The organism is Pseudomonas vanderleydeniana (assembly GCF_014268755.2).
Classification (GTDB): domain Bacteria; phylum Pseudomonadota; class Gammaproteobacteria; order Pseudomonadales; family Pseudomonadaceae; genus Aquipseudomonas; species Aquipseudomonas vanderleydeniana.
In genome coordinates this window covers 5,708,628-5,724,288 of the sequence record NZ_CP077093.1, presented here as the reverse complement: position 1 = coordinate 5,724,288, position 15,661 = coordinate 5,708,628, and the positions used below count along the sequence as shown (strand labels likewise).

The 15,661-nt window shown below is 63.5% G+C and carries 18 protein-coding genes and 1 riboswitch; of the genes, 15 read left to right on the top strand and 3 right to left on the bottom strand.

Translation table 11 applies throughout. From position 1 onward, the window contains the following. Positions 1 to 86: 86 nt before the first annotated feature. Positions 87 to 306, top strand: a riboswitch (cobalamin riboswitch). Between the two features lie 83 nt (positions 307 to 389). From cobO to HU752_RS25610, 14 genes are all read left to right on the top strand, one after another. Further along, positions 390 to 1,001 carry a cob(I)yrinic acid a,c-diamide adenosyltransferase gene (gene cobO, locus HU752_RS25670; RefSeq protein WP_186685183.1) on the top strand — a complete coding sequence of 204 codons (612 nt, stop codon included), beginning with the start codon at positions 390 to 392 and terminating at the stop codon, positions 999 to 1,001. Beyond that, positions 998 to 2,359 (top strand): cobyrinic acid a,c-diamide synthase CobB, encoded by a 1,362-nt coding sequence (locus tag HU752_RS25665; RefSeq protein ID WP_186685185.1) that lies wholly within the window; start codon positions 998 to 1,000, stop codon positions 2,357 to 2,359. Before cobO ends, HU752_RS25665 begins: the two co-directional genes overlap by 4 nt. 5 nt (positions 2,360 to 2,364) lie before the next feature. Further along, positions 2,365 to 3,015 carry a 5,6-dimethylbenzimidazole synthase gene (gene bluB, locus HU752_RS25660; protein WP_186685192.1) on the top strand — a complete coding sequence of 217 codons (651 nt, stop codon included), beginning with the start codon at positions 2,365 to 2,367 and terminating at the stop codon, positions 3,013 to 3,015. Then, the gene (gene cbiB / locus HU752_RS25655) at positions 3,012 to 3,920 is read left to right on the top strand and encodes an adenosylcobinamide-phosphate synthase CbiB (RefSeq protein ID WP_186685194.1); all 909 of its coding nucleotides are present in this window, start codon (positions 3,012 to 3,014) and stop codon (positions 3,918 to 3,920) included. The genes bluB and cbiB overlap by 4 nt, the downstream gene beginning before the upstream one ends. Then, entirely contained in the window at positions 3,913 to 4,905 is a 993-nt protein-coding gene (gene cobD / locus HU752_RS25650) for a threonine-phosphate decarboxylase CobD (RefSeq protein WP_186685196.1), read from the top strand. Before cbiB ends, cobD begins: the two co-directional genes overlap by 8 nt. Next, the gene (locus HU752_RS25645; RefSeq protein ID WP_186685198.1) at positions 4,902 to 6,356 is read left to right on the top strand and encodes a cobyric acid synthase; all 1,455 of its coding nucleotides are present in this window, start codon (positions 4,902 to 4,904) and stop codon (positions 6,354 to 6,356) included. The genes cobD and HU752_RS25645 overlap by 4 nt, the downstream gene beginning before the upstream one ends. Before the next feature lie 15 nt (positions 6,357 to 6,371). Then, a complete protein-coding gene (gene cobU, locus HU752_RS25640) occupies positions 6,372 to 6,893 on the top strand; it encodes a bifunctional adenosylcobinamide kinase/adenosylcobinamide-phosphate guanylyltransferase (RefSeq protein ID WP_186685206.1) in 522 nt (173 codons plus the stop codon). Beyond that, a complete protein-coding gene (gene cobT, locus HU752_RS25635; RefSeq protein ID WP_186685208.1) occupies positions 6,890 to 7,945 on the top strand; it encodes a nicotinate-nucleotide--dimethylbenzimidazole phosphoribosyltransferase in 1,056 nt (351 codons plus the stop codon). Before cobU ends, cobT begins: the two co-directional genes overlap by 4 nt. Beyond that, positions 7,942 to 8,520 (top strand): alpha-ribazole phosphatase family protein, encoded by a 579-nt coding sequence (gene cobC, locus HU752_RS25630; protein WP_186685209.1) that lies wholly within the window; start codon positions 7,942 to 7,944, stop codon positions 8,518 to 8,520. Before cobT ends, cobC begins: the two co-directional genes overlap by 4 nt. A 2-nt stretch (positions 8,521 to 8,522) precedes the next feature. Next, positions 8,523 to 9,254, top strand: coding sequence for an adenosylcobinamide-GDP ribazoletransferase (locus tag HU752_RS25625; protein ID WP_186685281.1), 732 nt, complete (start codon positions 8,523 to 8,525; stop codon positions 9,252 to 9,254). A 171-nt stretch (positions 9,255 to 9,425) separates the two neighbouring features. Further along, positions 9,426 to 9,839 (top strand): MarR family winged helix-turn-helix transcriptional regulator, encoded by a 414-nt coding sequence (locus tag HU752_RS25620; RefSeq protein WP_186685211.1) that lies wholly within the window; start codon positions 9,426 to 9,428, stop codon positions 9,837 to 9,839. A 51-nt stretch (positions 9,840 to 9,890) separates the two neighbouring features. Further along, the gene (locus HU752_RS25615) at positions 9,891 to 11,099 is read left to right on the top strand and encodes an MFS transporter (protein ID WP_186685213.1); all 1,209 of its coding nucleotides are present in this window, start codon (positions 9,891 to 9,893) and stop codon (positions 11,097 to 11,099) included. Then, positions 11,096 to 11,218, top strand: coding sequence for a hypothetical protein (locus HU752_RS31935; RefSeq protein ID WP_264083983.1), 123 nt, complete (start codon positions 11,096 to 11,098; stop codon positions 11,216 to 11,218). The genes HU752_RS25615 and HU752_RS31935 overlap by 4 nt, the downstream gene beginning before the upstream one ends. A gap of 69 nt (positions 11,219 to 11,287) precedes the next feature. Continuing rightward, positions 11,288 to 11,839: a glutathione peroxidase gene (locus HU752_RS25610; RefSeq protein ID WP_186685215.1), complete on the top strand. Its 552-nt coding sequence runs from the start codon at positions 11,288 to 11,290 to the stop codon at positions 11,837 to 11,839. Between the two features lie 76 nt (positions 11,840 to 11,915). Here HU752_RS25610 and HU752_RS25605 read toward each other — a convergent pair whose 3' ends face one another. From HU752_RS25605 to HU752_RS25595, 3 genes are all read right to left on the bottom strand, one after another. After that, positions 11,916 to 13,196, bottom strand: a complete 1,281-nt coding sequence (locus tag HU752_RS25605; protein ID WP_186685224.1) for an OmpP1/FadL family transporter — start codon at positions 13,194 to 13,196, stop codon at positions 11,916 to 11,918. 144 nt (positions 13,197 to 13,340) lie between these two features. Next, positions 13,341 to 13,823: a hypothetical protein gene (locus HU752_RS25600; RefSeq protein ID WP_186685226.1), complete on the bottom strand. Its 483-nt coding sequence runs from the start codon at positions 13,821 to 13,823 to the stop codon at positions 13,341 to 13,343. 281 nt (positions 13,824 to 14,104) lie between these two features. Continuing rightward, positions 14,105 to 14,329 carry a hypothetical protein gene (locus tag HU752_RS25595; RefSeq protein WP_186685228.1) on the bottom strand — a complete coding sequence of 75 codons (225 nt, stop codon included), beginning with the start codon at positions 14,327 to 14,329 and terminating at the stop codon, positions 14,105 to 14,107. Positions 14,330 to 15,268: 939 nt separating this feature from the next. On the opposite strand from HU752_RS25595, the gene HU752_RS25590 reads away from it, so the two are divergent. Further along, complete coding sequence (locus HU752_RS25590) at positions 15,269 to 15,592, top strand: SEL1-like repeat protein (protein ID WP_186685230.1); 324 nt, start codon at positions 15,269 to 15,271, stop codon at positions 15,590 to 15,592. The last annotated feature ends 69 nt before the right edge of the window (positions 15,593 to 15,661 follow it).

The following is a 15,661-nucleotide window of genomic DNA, read 5'->3' as shown; positions in this document are numbered from 1 at the left end:
CGCAGGCCCCATTTCGCCGGTTAATACCCCTGGCCATCGGGTACAGACGGTCGGCTTCAATTGACGCTCCACCCCCAACCCTCTAACCTTCGCGGTTTGTTTCAGGTGCTCTGTGACCTGGCGTCGACAGAGTGAAACAGGGAAGCCGGTGAGCCCTCAGGCAGGTGCGATCCCGGCACTGCCCCCGCAACGGTAAATGAGTCAAGGCTGCGCTTTTCGCCACTGTGCCGATGGCATGGGAAGGTGCGCGGTCCCGCGTTCGCGCCGCTCATGAGTCCGGAGACCGGCCTGATCCATTCCACAGCATCACGGTGGGCGATGCTGGACGGCCTTGGCCGTGCCTCCGTCTGCCCGCCGTTTGCCTTATCCAGCCCCAACGGAGAGCTGCCATGAACGAGTCCCCCGAACGCGACGAACGCCACCTGGCCCGCATGCAGCGCAAGAAGGCGGTGATCGACGAGCGTATCGCCAATGCCCCGAACGAATGCGGCCTGTTGCTGGTGCTGACCGGCAACGGCAAGGGCAAGAGCAGCTCGGCCTTCGGCATGCTCGCCCGGGCCATGGGCCACGGTATGCAGTGCGGCGTGGTGCAGTTCATCAAGGGCCGCAACAGTACCGGCGAGGAGCTGTTTTTCCGCCGCTTCCCCGAGCAGGTGCGTTTCCATGTGATGGGCGAGGGCTTTACCTGGGAGACCCAGGACCGCCAGCGTGACATCGCCGCCGCCGAAGCCGCCTGGGCGGTGTCCCGGGAAATGCTCGCCAATCCGGAGATCGGGCTGGTAGTGCTCGACGAGCTGAACATCGCCCTCAAGCACGGCTATCTGGATCTGGACCAGGTGCTGAGTGACCTGCAGGCCCGTCCGCCGATGCAGCATGTGCTGGTGACCGGTCGTGGCGCCAAGCCGGAGCTGATCGACCTGGCCGATACCGTCACCGAGATGGGCTTGCTCAAGCATGCGTTCCAGGCCGGGATCAAGGCACAGAAAGGCATCGAGCTATGAGTCAGGCGCGTCATTGCCCGGCGGTGCTGATTGCCGCGCCGGCTTCCGGCCAGGGCAAGACCACGGTGACGGCAGCCCTGGCGCGCCTGCACCGTAACCAGGGGCGCACGGTCCGGGTGTTCAAGTGTGGCCCGGACTTCCTCGACCCGATGATTCACGAACGCGCCAGTGGCGCGCCGGTGTACCAGCTCGACCTGTGGATGGTCGGTGCCGAGGAAAGCCGCCGGCTGCTCTGGGAAGCGGCGGGCGAGGCCGACCTGATCCTGATCGAAGGCGTCATGGGGCTGTTCGACGGGACGCCGTCGAGTGCCGACCTGGCGCGGCATTTCGGCGTGCCGGTATTGGCGGTGATCGACGGTACGGCCATGGCCCAGACCTTCGGTGCCCTGGCCCTGGGACTGGCGCGCTACCAGCCGGACCTGCCGTTTGCCGGGGTGCTGGCGAACCGGGTCGGTACCGTGCGCCATGCGCAATTGCTCGAAGGCAGCCTGACCGAAGGCCTGCGCTGGTACGGCGCGCTCTCCCGCGAAACCGGGATCGAGCTGCCGAGCCGCCACCTTGGGCTGGTCCAGGCCAGCGAGCTGAATGACCTCGATCGGCGCCTCGATGTCGCTGCCGAGGCCCTGGGGGCCAGTTGCGAAGTCGCGCTGCCGCCGCCAGTCGAATTTGCGGCACCGCCCTCTGCCAGCGTCGAACCGCTGTTGGCCGGCGTGCGTATCGCCGTCGCCCACGATGAGGCCTTTGCCTTCATCTACGGTGCCAACCTGGATCTGCTGCGGGCGCTGGGCGCCGAGCTGCATTTCTTCTCGCCGATCCACGACAGCGCGTTACCCGAGGTCGACAGCCTGTACCTGCCGGGTGGCTACCCGGAGCTGCACCACCTGGCGCTGGCGCAGAACCAGCCGATGCTGGCGGCGATCCGAGCGCACCACGCCGCGGGCAAGCCGCTGCTCGCCGAATGTGGCGGCATGCTCTACCTGCTCGAAGCGTTGACCGATGTCGACGGCCAGCGCGCCGAACTGCTCGGGCTGCTGGCGGGCGAGGCGGTGATGCAGAAGCGCCTGGCCGCGCTGGCCCTGCAGGCCGTGGAGTTGCCGGAAGGATCGCTGCGCGGCCATACGTATCACCATTCGTTGACCAGCACCGATCTGACGCCGATTGCCCGTGGGCAGAGCCCCAATGGTGGCCGAGGCGCCGAGGCGGTCTATCGTCAGGGGCGTACGACCGCTTCCTATGTGCATTTCTATTTTCCGTCCAATCCCCAGGCAGTTGCTGCGCTGTTGGCGCCGCAACTGCGGGATTGCACGCCTGATCATGCCAGGGCCGGCACTTTCGAAGTGGGCGCAGGCACTGCGTAGAGGCAATGACAGACAAGGTTTTTTCCCTAGAGGAACGCGAGGCCGTCTACCGGGCCATCGCCGAGCGGCGTGACATGCGCCATTTTGCCGGGGGCGCGGTGGCGCCAGAATTGCTGGCGCGGTTGCTGGAGGCGGCGCACCAGGCGCCCAGCGTCGGGCTGATGCAGCCCTGGCGGTTCATCCGGATCAGCGACCGTGCCCTGCGCGGGCGGATCCGGCAGTTGGTGGAAGAGGAGCGGGTGCGGACCGCCGAGGCCCTGGGCGAGCGCTCCGACGAATTCATGAAGTTGAAGGTCGAGGGCATCAATGATTGCGCCGAGGTGCTGGTGGCGGCGCTGATGGACGGGCGCGAGCGGCATATCTTCGGTCGCCGGACGTTGCCGGAGATGGACATGGCGTCGCTGTCCTGCGCGATCCAGAACCTCTGGCTGGCCTCCAGGGCCGAGGGGCTGGGCATGGGGTGGGTGTCGTTGTTCGAGCCGCAGGCGCTGGCCGACCTGCTGGGGCTGCCGGTGGGCGCCAAGCCGCTGGCCGTGCTGTGCCTGGGGCCGGTCAAGGAGTTCTACCCGGCACCCATGCTGGTACTGGAAGGCTGGGCGCAACCGCGTCCGTTGAATGAGTTGTTATATGAGAACTATTGGGGAGTGAGTCAATGAGTGTGGCGTTGTTGAGTGTCGCCGGGGTTGCGCTGGATGCGCTGCTGGGCGAACCCAGGCGCTGGCATCCGCTGGTGGCGTTCGGCCGCCTGGCCGATCGCATCGAACAACGTTTCAACTCCGGCGGCCGGGGCTGGCGCAGTCATGGCGTGACCGCCTGGGTGCTGGCGGTGGTGCCGCTGACGCTATTGGCCACGGCGCTGTCGTGGGCGCCCTATGTCGGCTGGGTCGTCGAGATCCTGTTCCTCTACTGTGCCCTCGGCATGCGCAGCCTGGGCGAGCACGTGGCTCCGGTGGCCCAGGCGCTGCGCAGTGGCGACCTGGAACTGGCGCGTCAGCGGGTGGGCTACCTGGTCAGCCGCCAGACCTCGGAGCTGGATGAGGCTGCGGTGGCTCGTGCGGCGACCGAGTCGGTGCTGGAGAACGGCAGCGATGCGATCTTCGCCGCGCTGTTCTGGTTTGCCGTCGCCGGTGTGCCTGGCGTGGTGCTGTACCGGCTGAGCAATACCCTCGACGCGATGTGGGGCTATCGTAACGAGCGCTTCGAGCGTTTCGGCTGGGCGGCGGCCAGGATCGACGATCTGCTCAACTATATCCCCGCCCGATTGGTGGCCTTGACCTACGCTCTGCTGGGCAAGACCCGGCTGGCGCTCAAGTGCTGGCGTACCCAGGGGCCGACCTGGGACAGCCCGAATGCCGGGCCGGTGATGGCCGCTGGCGCCGGGGCCCTAGGGGTCGAGCTGGGCGGCGCGGCGATCTACCATGGCGAGCTGCACCAGCGTCCGCAGTTGGGCGAGGGGCCGGTGGCCGATGCCGACGCGATCGATCGCGGCTGGCAATTGGTCCAGCGCGGGGTGTGGCTGTGGTTGCTGATTCTCTGTCTGGGAGCTGAGTTTTATGCTTGAGCACGGCGGGCGGTTGCGCAAGGCGGTGGAGCAATACGGGATTGCCGAGGCGGATTGGCTGGACCTGTCCAGCGGTCTCGCGCCCTGGCCCTGGCCGATTCCGGCGATTCCCGAGCGTGCCTGGGCGCGCCTGCCGGAAACCGACGATGGCCTGGAGCAGGCCGCCAGCGCCTACTACGGTGCACCGCTGGCCTTGCCGGTGCCCGGTTCCCAGGCCGCGATCCAGGCCCTGCCGCAACTGCGCCGGACCGGCAAGGTCGGCGTGCTTTCGCCCTGTTATGCCGAACATGCCGAAGCCTGGCGTCGCAATGGCTACATCGTGCGCGAAGTGCTGGAGCATGAGATCGACTTCTTTCTCGACAGCCTCGACGTACTGGTCGTGGTCAACCCGAACAACCCCACGGGCCTGCGGCTTTCAGCCGAACAGTTGCTGGAGTGGCATGCCCGGCTGGCCCAGCGTGGGGGGTGGCTGGTGGTCGATGAAGCGTTCATGGACAACACGCCGCAACAGAGCCTGGCGGCGTACACCCACAAGGTCGGTTTGATCGTGTTGCGTTCGTTCGGCAAGTTCTTCGGTCTGGCCGGTGTGCGCCTGGGATTCGTCCTGGCTGAGCGCAAGCTGCTCAAGCTGCTGGCCGAGCAGGTCGGACCCTGGGCCGTGGCCGGCCCGACGCGGGTGCTGGGGCAGGTGTGCCTGGCCGACCGTGATGGCCACGCCCGGCAGCGGCAGCGCACGGAGCAGGCCAGCCAGCGCCTGGTGGCCCTGCTGAGCGAACAGGGCTTCGCCCCGCAGGGCGGCTGTGCGTTGTTCCAGTGGTTGATCACCACCCGCGCCGAACACCTGCATGAATTCATGGCGCAACGCGGGATCCTGCTGCGCCTGTTCGTCCAGAACAGCAGCCTGCGTTTTGGCCTGCCACCCGACGAGGCTGGCTGGTTGCGTCTGGAGCAGGCATTCAAGGCCTATAACGAGGAGCACCCATGAGCACCCTGATGGTCCAGGGCACCACTTCGGACGCCGGCAAGAGTACGCTGGTGACAGCCCTGTGCCGCTGGCTGACCCGCCAGGGCGTTGGCGTCGTGCCGTTCAAGCCGCAGAACATGGCGCTCAACAGCGCCGTGACCGCCGACGGTGGCGAGATCGGCCGGGCCCAGGCGGTCCAGGCCCAGGCCGCGGGCCTGCAGCCGCATACCGACATGAACCCGGTGCTGCTCAAGCCCAACAGCGACACCGGGGTCCAGGTGATCGTCCATGGCCGTGCCGTGACCACCATGAACGCCGTCGCCTATCACGACTACAAGGCCATCGCCATGCAGGCGGTGCTGGCTTCGCACCAACGGCTGAGCCGCGATTACCCGGTGGTGATGGTCGAAGGTGCCGGTTCACCGGCGGAGATCAACCTGCGCGCCGGCGACATCGCCAACATGGGCTTCGCCGAGGCGGTGGACTGTCCGGTGCTGCTGATCGCGGACATCAACCGCGGCGGCGTGTTCGCTCATCTGGTGGGTACCCTGGAACTGCTGTCGCCGAGCGAGCAGGCGCGGGTCAAGGGTTTCATCATCAACCGTTTTCGCGGCGACATCGCCTTGTTGCAACCGGGGCTCGACTGGCTGGAGGCGCGCACCGGCAAACCGGTGATCGGCGTGTTGCCCTATGTCATGGATCTGCACCTGGAAGCCGAGGATGGCCTGGACCGGCGCCAGGTCGACAAACTCGACCAGGTGCTGAAAGTGGTGGTGCCGGTGCTGCCGCGCATCAGCAACCACACCGATTTCGATCCGCTGCGCCTGCATCCCCAGGTCGACCTGCAGTTCGTCGGCCCCGGCGAGGCGATTCCGCCGGCGGACCTGATCATCCTGCCCGGCTCGAAAAGCGTGCGCAGCGATCTCGCCTACCTGCGCCAGAACGGCTGGGAAACCGCAATCAATCGGCACCTGCGCTACGGCGGCAAGCTGCTGGGCATCTGTGGTGGCCTGCAAATGCTCGGCGACCAGGTGCATGATCCGTTGGGTCTGGAAGGGCCGGCGGGTTCCAGTGCCGGTCTTGGCCTGCTGGCGTTCAGCACCGAGCTCGAGCGCGAGAAGCAGTTGCGCAATGTGCGCGGTCACCTGGTGCTGGAGAACGCCGAGATCAGTGGCTACGAGATTCACGCCGGAGTGACCGCCGGGGTGGCTTTGGAGCGGCCGGCGGTGCAGCTCGATGATGGGCGTTGCGACGGTGCGTGCAGCGCCGACGGGCAAATCCTCGGGACCTATCTGCACGGCCTGTTCGAGTCGCCCCTGTCCTGTGCCGCGCTGCTGCGTTGGGCAGGGCTCGAAGCCGTACAGGAGGTGGACTATCACGCCCTGCGCGAGCGGGACATCGAACGCCTGGCCGATCTGGTCGAGCGGCACCTGGACACGGCTCGCCTGCGCGAGTTGTGCGGTCTTGATTAAGCAGGTCGAGCGAATATGCAGCAATTGATTCTGGGCGGTGCCCGTTCCGGCAAGAGCCGCCTGGCCGAGCGCCTCGCACAGGAGAGTGGGCGGCAGGTGATCTATGTCGCGACCAGCCAGCCCGTGGATGGCGAGTTGAACGAGCGGGTGGCCTTGCATCGTGCTCGGCGGCCGGACCATTGGGGACTGATCGAGGAGCCGCTGCAGCTGGCGCAGGTGTTGCGTGCTAACGCGACGGCCGGTACCTGCCTGCTGGTGGACTGCCTGACCCTGTGGCTGACCAACCTGTTGATGCTGGATGATGCCTTGCGCCTGCAAGCCGAGCGCGATGCCTTGCTGGACTGCCTGGCGCAACTGCCGGGCGAACTGATTTTTGTCAGCAACGAGACCGGTCTCGGTGTCGTGCCGCTGGGCGAATTGACTCGCCGTTATGTCGATGAAGCCGGTTGGCTGCATCAAGCCCTGGCCGAGCGCTGTCAGCGTGTCGTACTGACCGTTGCCGGCCTGCCCCTGACTCTGAAAGGACCTGCGTTATGAATCAATCGTGGTGGCTGGAACCCTGCAAGGCAATCGATGGCGAGGCGCGCAACGCAGCGTTCGAGCGTCAACAGCAATTGACCAAACCGACCGGTTCCCTGGGCTTGCTGGAGCAGGTGGCGGTGCAACTGGCCGGCCTGCAGGGACGGCTCAAGCCCCGGGTCGATCACCTGTGGATCGCGATTTTCGCCGGTGACCATGGCGTGGTCGCCGAAGGGGTATCGGCCTATCCCCAGGAAGTCACCGGGCAGATGCTGGCCAACTTCGTGGCGGGTGGCGCGGCGATCAGCGTGCTGGCCCGGCAGCTGGGCGCACAACTGGATGTGAATGATCTCGGCACGGTTACGCCGATGCTCAACCTGCCGGGCGTGCGTCATTGGCAGATCGGTGCAGGTACCGCGAACTTCACCCAGGCGCCGGCAATGACCGAGGCCCAGGGCCTGCAAGCTCTCGAAGCCGGGCGTGATAGCGTGCGCCGCGCCGTGGCGGCCGGTAGTGAACTGTTCATTGGTGGCGAGATGGGGATCGGCAATACCGCGGCGGCGAGCGCGGTGGCCTGTGCCTTGCTGGGATGCCCGGCCAGTCTGCTCGCCGGCCCGGGTACCGGCCTGGATCCGGCCGGTGTCAGTCGCAAGGCCCAGGTGATCGAGCGTGCGCTGGCGCTGCATGCCGAGCACACGAGTGATCCGTTGCAGGCCCTGTTCCGCCTGGGTGGTTTCGAGGTGGCGGCGTTGGCCGGTGCCTACCTGGCCTGTGCCCAGGAAGGTGTGGCGGCGCTGGTCGACGGCTTCATCTGCAGTGTGGCGGCGATGGTCGCGGTGCGGTTGAACCCCGATTGCCGCGACTGGTTGATCTTTGGCCACCGGGGTGCGGAGCTGGGGCATCGGCATGTTCTTGAGAGCCTGCTGGCCGAACCCCTGCTGGAGCTGGGCCTGCGCCTGGGCGAGGGCAGTGGTGCCGCGCTGGCCGTGCCTCTGGTGCGCCTGGCGTGTGACCTGCACGGGCAGATGGCGACCTTCGCCGAAGCGGCGGTGGCGGATCGACCGGCATGACCACGCTGCACCTGGAACTGTTGCGCCACGGTGAGACCGAACAGGGCGGCGGGCTGCGTGGCAGCCTGGATGATGCCCTGACCGACAAGGGCTGGGAGCAGATGCGCCAGGCGGTGTTGGCACGCGGTCCCTGGGACCGCCTGGTGAGTTCGCCGTTGCAGCGCTGTGCACGTTTTGCCACGGAGCTGGGCGAGCGGCTCGGCCTGCCCGTCGAGCTGGAAAGGGATCTGCAGGAACTGCATTTCGGTGCCTGGGAAGGGCAGAGTGCGGCGGCGTTGATGGAAACCGATGCCGAGGCCCTGGGGCGCTTCTGGAGCGATCCCTACGGTTTTACCCCGCCTGATGGCGAACCCGTCTCCAGATTTGACGAGCGGGTGCTGGCGGCAGTCGGGCGGCTGCAGGAGCGCCATGCCGGCGAGCGGGTGTTGCTGATCAGTCATGGCGGGGTGATGAAATTGCTGTTGGCCCGCGCACGTGGACTGCCGCGCGAGCAGCTGTTGCAGGTGGAGGTGGCCCATGGCGCCATGTTTGCCTTGCAGGTGTCGGCTGATGGTCAACTGAGGGAAGCGCCTTGAACCTGTTGCCGTTCCGGATTGCCCTGCAGTTTCTCAGCAGTTTGCCGATTCGTTTGCCGGGCATGCCGCGCCCCGAGGAGTTGGGGCGCTCACTGCTCTGGTATCCCCTGGTCGGCCTGCTGTTGGGAGGCTTGTTGTACGGTGTCGACGGCCTCCTGGCGAGCGCGCCGCTGTTGTTGCATGCGGCCCTGCTGCTGACTGCCTGGGTGTTGTTCAGTGGTGGTTTGCACCTTGATGGCCTGGCCGACAGCGCCGATGCCTGGCTGGGCGGATTTGGCGATCGCGAGCGTACCCTGACGATCATGAAGGACCCACGCAGTGGGCCGATTGCCGTGGTCACCCTGGTCCTGGTGCTGTTGCTGAAGTTCTGCGCCCTGTTGGCGCTGATCGAGCAGCACCAGAGTGCGGCCCTGGTCCTGGCCCCGGTGATCGGGCGTGGCGCGTTGCTGGGCCTGTTCCTGGTCACGCCCTATGTACGAGCCGGCGGCCTGGGACAGGCGCTGGCCGATCACCTGCCGCGACGAGTCGGTGGGTGGGTGCTGCTGCTGAGTGCCCTCGCTTGCCTGGCGCTGGCGGGTTGGCGGGGAGCGTTGGCGCTGCTGCTCGCAACGGCGGCTTTCTGCTGGTTGCGGCAATTGATGATGCGACGCCTGGGCGGAACTACCGGCGATACCGCCGGTGCCCTGCTCGAATTGCTGGAGATGACGGTGCTGGTGGGCTTGGCGCTGGCTTGAGCGCGCGCTTGAGGCCTGTTCGCGGTAAACCGGACCGCTGGCCCCACAGGGCCACATCAGGCCACTGGCTGGCTTGCTGTGGGAGCCCGATTTATCCGAGAACAGGCCCACCGCACAGCCAGTTTATTGATTAAACTTGTATTTGGAACATTACGGGTATATACACGCATCATGCTATCCACCGACTGCTTGTGCATCAGCCTGCGTCGCGCCGCTCGCGGCGTCAGCAGGCATTACGACGGCGCTCTCGACGGCTTCGGGATCAATGTTGCGCAGTATTCCTTGCTGTGCAATCTGCGACGCCTGGAGAGGCCGAGCATCTCCGGCCTGGCCGAGGCGATGGGCCTGGATCGCAGTACCCTGGGGCGCAACCTGAGGGTACTCGAAGGCGAGGGGCTGGTGAAGATGAGCGAGGGTGCCGACCAGCGCAACCGGCTGGTCTGCCTGACGGACACTGGTGCCCGGCGGTTGGAGGAAGCCTTCCCGGCCTGGGAGGCGGCGCAACAGCGTCTGGCCGAGCGTCTGGGTGAGGAAAAGCGCGCTGCCTTACTGGCGTTGCTGGATGAACTGGCGGATGGCGAGTAATCGCCTTTTTTTGAGTTAAAGCGGGTATATACCCGCTAACGGAGAACAATAATGACATCGCTCTGGCGTAGCAGCGGCTGGATTCTTCTCGGGAGTGCGCTGATTCTGGCGTTGTCGTTGGGGGTGCGGCACGGCTTTGGCCTGTTCCTGCCGCCGATGAGTGCACAGTTCGGCTGGGGGCGCGAGGTCTTTGCCTTCGCCATTGCCTTGCAGAACCTGATCTGGGGGCTGGCGCAGCCCTTCACCGGGGCCCTGGCCGATCGTTTCGGCGCGGCCCGGGTGGTGTTGATCGGCGGTGTGCTGTACGCCCTTGGCCTGGTCTTCATGGGCCTCTCCGATTCGGCCCTGAGCCTGTCGCTGAGTGCCGGTCTGCTGATCGGGGTTGGTCTGTCGGGGACGTCCTTCTCGGTGATTCTCGGCGTGGTCGGGCGGGCGGTTGCGCCGGAGAAACGCAGCATCGCCATGGGTATTGCCAGTGCTGCGGGCTCGTTTGGCCAGTTCGCGATGCTGCCGGGCACCCTGGGGCTGATTGGCTGGCTCGGCTGGTCAACGGCGTTGCTGGTGCTCGGTGTGCTGGTCGCGCTGATCGTGCCGCTGGTCGCGATGCTCAAGGACACGCCATTGCCGGTGCAGGCTGGCGAGCAGACCCTTGGCGAGGCGTTGCGCGAGGCCTGCGCGCACCCGGGCTTCTGGTTGCTGGCGTTCGGATTCTTTGTCTGCGGTTTCCAGGTGGTGTTCATCGGTGTGCACCTGCCGGCCTACCTGGTCGACCAGCACCTGCCGGCCAGTGTCGGCACCACGGTGCTGGCGCTGATCGGCCTGTTCAACATCTTCGGTACCTACACGGCCGGCTGGCTGGGCGGGCGGATGTCCAAGCCGCGTCTGCTGACCGCGCTGTACCTGGCCCGGGCGGCGGTGATCGGGTTGTTCCTCTGGCTGCCGGTGACCGAGACCAGTGCCTACCTGTTCGGCATGGCCATGGGCTTTCTCTGGCTGTCGACGGTCCCCTTGACCAACGGCACCGTGGCGACCCTGTTCGGTGTACGAAACCTCTCCATGCTGGGTGGGATCGTATTCCTGTTCCACCAGCTGGGTTCTTTCCTCGGCGGCTGGCTGGGGGGTGTGGTCTATGACCGCATGGGCAACTACGACCTGATCTGGCAGGTGGCGATCCTGCTGAGCCTGTTGGCGGCGGCCTTGAACTGGCCGGTTCGCGAGCGCCCTGTAGCGCGCTTGCAGACCCGGTTGGGGGCGGCGTGAGTTCCGGTTGGTCGCGGTGGCTGGCCCTGGCGGTTCTGGCGCTGCTGCTGGTACTGGCCTGGTGGGGCTGGCATCGTGGTGGTCTGGCGCTGATGCAACTGGGCATGGGCGTTTGCTAGCGGTTGCTTGCTAGGGGCGCTCACAGGCGAGTAAGTTCGTCCTGTGAGTTCTTTCTGAGGAGGCAGGATATGGCAATGCGCTGGTTGCTGGTGCCGATGGCTTTGCTGGCTTTTTCGGGGGCTGCGGCAGCGGCTGATTGTCCTGAGTTGCTGCAGGGCCAGTTGCCCAAGTTGCGCGCCAAGGAGTCCATCGATCTGTGCCAGAAGTTCGCCGGCAAGCCGCTGGTGATCGTCAATACCGCCAGCTTCTGTGGCTTCGCGCCTCAGTTCAAGGGATTGGAGGCGCTGTACCAGCGCTACAAGGGGCAGGGGCTGGAGCTGGTCGGCGTGCCGTCCAATGACTTCAAGCAGGAGTCCAAGGACGGCGCCGAGACGGCCAAGGTCTGCTACGTGAACTATGGCGTGACCTTCACCATGACCGAGCCGCAGGTGGTCAAGGGCGACAATGCCGTGCATCTGTTCAAGGTATTGGGTGAGCAGGGTGGGGCACCGAAGTGGAATTTCTACAAGTACGTGGTGGATCGCCAGGGCAAGGTGATCGCGCATTTTTCCAGCCTGACCAAGCCCGATAGCCCGGATCTGATCGAGGCGGTGGAAAAGGCGATTGCATCGAAACCTTGAGAACATGCCCATTAAAAAACCCCGCCTAGGCGGGGTTTTTTCGTTCAGCCGGTGAGCCGTTCAGGCTCGCTGCGGATCAGAACTTGTACGTTGCGCCCAGGCCATAGCCCCATGCGCTGTTTTCGTACTTGGCGCTGTAGTTGTTCAGCGTATTGCTCTTGTTGACGGTGACGTCTTCTTCTTTCAGGTAGGAGACGGCTGCGTCAATGGTCAGGTTATCGCTAACGGCATAGCCCAGACCAGCACTGATGATGGTACGGTCACCGGTAGGAATACGTGGCGAACGATCAGTGTTGTTGGTCGGCGATTGGTCGAAGGTCAGGCCTGTGCGAACGACCCACTGCTTGTTCAACTGGTACGAGGTACCCACGGCATAGGCCCAGGTGTCGTGCCAGTTTTGTGGCTCGGAGATTGAGCTGAACAGTGTTGGGGACAGAGCGCCACCACCAGCAGCAGTTACCCCTTCATTGTTGACAGTGATGTCCTTCAGGCGACTCCAGCGAGTCCAGGTAGCACCAGCGTAGAGTTTCCAGGCATCGTTAATGTCCTGGGTGACCGACAGATCGTAAGACTCAGGGGTCTCGATTTTCAGCGAGGCATCGTAGCGGCCACTGCGCAGTGCAACGCCTGGAGTACCAGCGCCAGCCGTCACATCGGTGTGACCTTCGAGCTTGTACTTCACTTTCGAGTGGTAGGTCAGGCCAACGCGGGTGGTATCGGTCGCCTGGACCAGGATACCGGCATTGAAGCCCATGGCGGTGTCATCGCCCTTGATCCTGACATTGGTGTCGCCAAATGCCGGGTTGATGGTTAGATCGGATTGCAGCTCACCGGAGATACGGTTGATGGTCGGACCGAAACCAATCGATACCTTGTCGTTGAAGGCGTAGCTGATGGTTGGCTGCAGAGTTATGACCTTGACTTCGCTCTTGCTACCAAAAGCACGGCCTTGGAAGTTGCTTTCGTAGTTGGTTACCAGGCCGAACGGTGCATATGCACCGAAACCGACTGCCCAGTTATCGTCGAGTCGGTTTGTGTAGAACAGCATCGGAACCGTAGTGAACGGAACCATGTCGCCCTTGTTGGTACCGCTGTAGCGGCCGCTGGCATCCTTGATATCGGTGGTTGCGTCGATGGACGCGGCGCCAACGGTGATTTGCTGCCCCTTCAGGCGGGACATGCCGGCAGGGTTGCCGTAAACAGTGCTTGCATCATCGGCAGAGGAGGATCGACCCGCAAAACCAGTACCCATCCCGCTGATGCTCTGTTCGTTGAGCGCGAAGCCGCTGGCGAACAATTGGGTGGATGCGAGGGTAACGGCGAGGCTGAGTGTGGTCTTGAGCATTACTTTTTTCATTATTAGAACTCCGTGGTGATCACCGAGGCGAAAACTACCAACATTTTTGCTTCGGCGCTATAGGCTGTATCGCAGGAGATAGAGCGGTTTTGTAGGACAATCCAACCAAAATCGTCAGATTTTTCTGAATTCGAAATCGCGTGACTAACAGGCGACAAAACTGACCGATGAGTCACAATTTTTCCAGGCGCGGGCAAAGTCCCGTAAGCGTCCCTGTGGCTGGAAAGTCTGTCGCCAGATGCGCGCCATTCCGAGCAGGTCGTCCACGGCTGGAAGGCGCAGTTGCTGTTGTTCGATCAGTAGCCAGGCAATGGCCGTGGCGTAGCGCAGGTTGACGGTCAGTTCGAGGTGCGGGCTGCTGAGAAAGGCGTGCTGGCTGGCCAGGCCACGAACCAGGCTGGCCAGTTCCGGGTCCAGGGCCAGGTAGTGGTCCCAGAGCTCGGCGTGGCGCCGTTCGCCGATCCGGTACAGGCCGTGGCCGCCACGGTTGTGCAGGGCCGAGCCCAGGTCCGATTGGCTGGCGGCGATGCCCAGCAACAGTGCTTCTGCACATTGGCTGTGACGGCCCAGATACAGCAACGTCGGGCGAATCACATAAAGGCGCAGTTCCCTCGCAGCAATACCCATGACACCCTCAAGACTGCTCGTCATCTTGTAATCGGCCGGCAAGACCTGGCGCTTGGCAGCGGTGGATCGATCAGGTCCGCCGGAAGCGACCCGGGCCGCTTGAGTTGAAGTGTAGTGTCATATCTTTGCTGTAAAGGACTGTTTTTAAATTATTTAAATCACGCACTTTCGCATTGATATATTTATTGGCGATTAGGCCGGGTGGCAAAATTGCGAAACTTCAGGCAATAAAAAGCCCCGCTGGTTGAGCGGGGCCGGGGGGGTTGCCGTTCGTTCCGGCTTCAGGCAACCAGGGCCTGGCGGGTGCGTTCGATCACCGCCTGCAAAGGCTCGGCACTGGAGTACTGTTCCGGGTAAAGGCGCTCGCTATGACGAGCGATACCGTGTTCGTTGACCAGTGTGAAACTGAAGCAGCCCTTGCGTGCGGCCATGATCAGGCAGTTCATCGGGGCAAAGGCGTTGGTCAGCGTGCGAATGGCTTCCTGGGTGTGGATTTGAGTCGACATATTATTGGTGTTCCTACAAATGACACGGTATCTGAACCGTGCAGCGTTAAAACGTTCCAGTAATGCCGTGCCACCATTGGCCGGAAAAAGAACCTGACTGGAACAAGGCAGCCAGTTTGCAGCGCTTTGAATATGAGTGGCGCTCGGGCTGGCAGGTAGGTACTCAGGAGGGCAGGCAATCACAACAGGGGCAAAGGTTCTGGGCCCGGGGTGAAGATCCTGATCAATTTGCAGGTTGGTTCGGTCAGCGTAGAAATTCTCGAAAACACCGCCTGCGTTCGCAGCAGGGGCTGTTTTTTGAGTTTTTTACCTAGAAACCATCGATGGGTCGTTCCCTGTTTTCAGTCGCCAGCTTCTTCGGAAGGGGCCACCAAGGGATGTTTTCGACCAGAATTGACTTTCAGCTTGGTACTAACGGCGCGAATACTAGCCTATCGAATGTTCGAAGGGAAGGTTTATTTGCAAAAAACATCAGCGATGCCCGGATGGCAGGCCTGGTATTTTCGACCCGCCCGATAGAGGGGCATTCGACGGTCGCATGGGCAGGGCCATCATGCTGAGCGCCAGGCCTTGCCTGGTCTGCTTGTGCAAAAAAGGTGCGTTGATATAACCATGCGAGTCCCACTTGTGCACATTATGGGTCCGGCTTGTCACCTTATTGTCATCTACCTGTTCGGGCCCGCGAATGCCTGTATCGGAAGTACAAGTCAATGAAAAATATCGTCTTTTTTTATTGGTGAAAAAATCGACAGTTTGACTGCGAGCCCCGTTCCATGGGGCTTTGCGGGGGTTAAAGGGGGGTTGTCCACTGAGTTATCCACAGCTTCTGTGGATTGTCCCAAGCGCTTGCTCTAGCCCGGGCATGTGACGTTTTTCGACTTTACCTTCGCGAAAAAAAGAGTAGAGTGGCGCGCCCTGCGATTTGCCCTGCTGCCTGATATGAAGTTTCGTTCGACCTCATCATCTCCATCTTCGTCCAATACGATTTCGACCGAGCCGAAGCGTTTTTCATTGCGGGTCGCTCTCTGGTTGCTGGACAGCCCGAGCCTGGGTCACAACCCCAATGTCAAGCATTTCGCCGGCCGCCTGTTGAAACAACCGGCACGCCAGGGCGTGGTTCTCGCCCAGCGACGCCTGGGGCAGTTGATGTGCCGTGATTGTGGTAGCTCCCGCGAGCGGCGTATCGGCCAGGACCTGTTGCGCCAGGCCGCGCGAGCGGGTGACCAGGTGGCCCGGCGGGAATTGGGGCTGCTCGAAGACTGAGTTGTCCCTGGCGTGGCGGGTTCGCTACCCTTGACCTTTTGAGTCCGGCTAGCGGGAGTCCTTATGGCA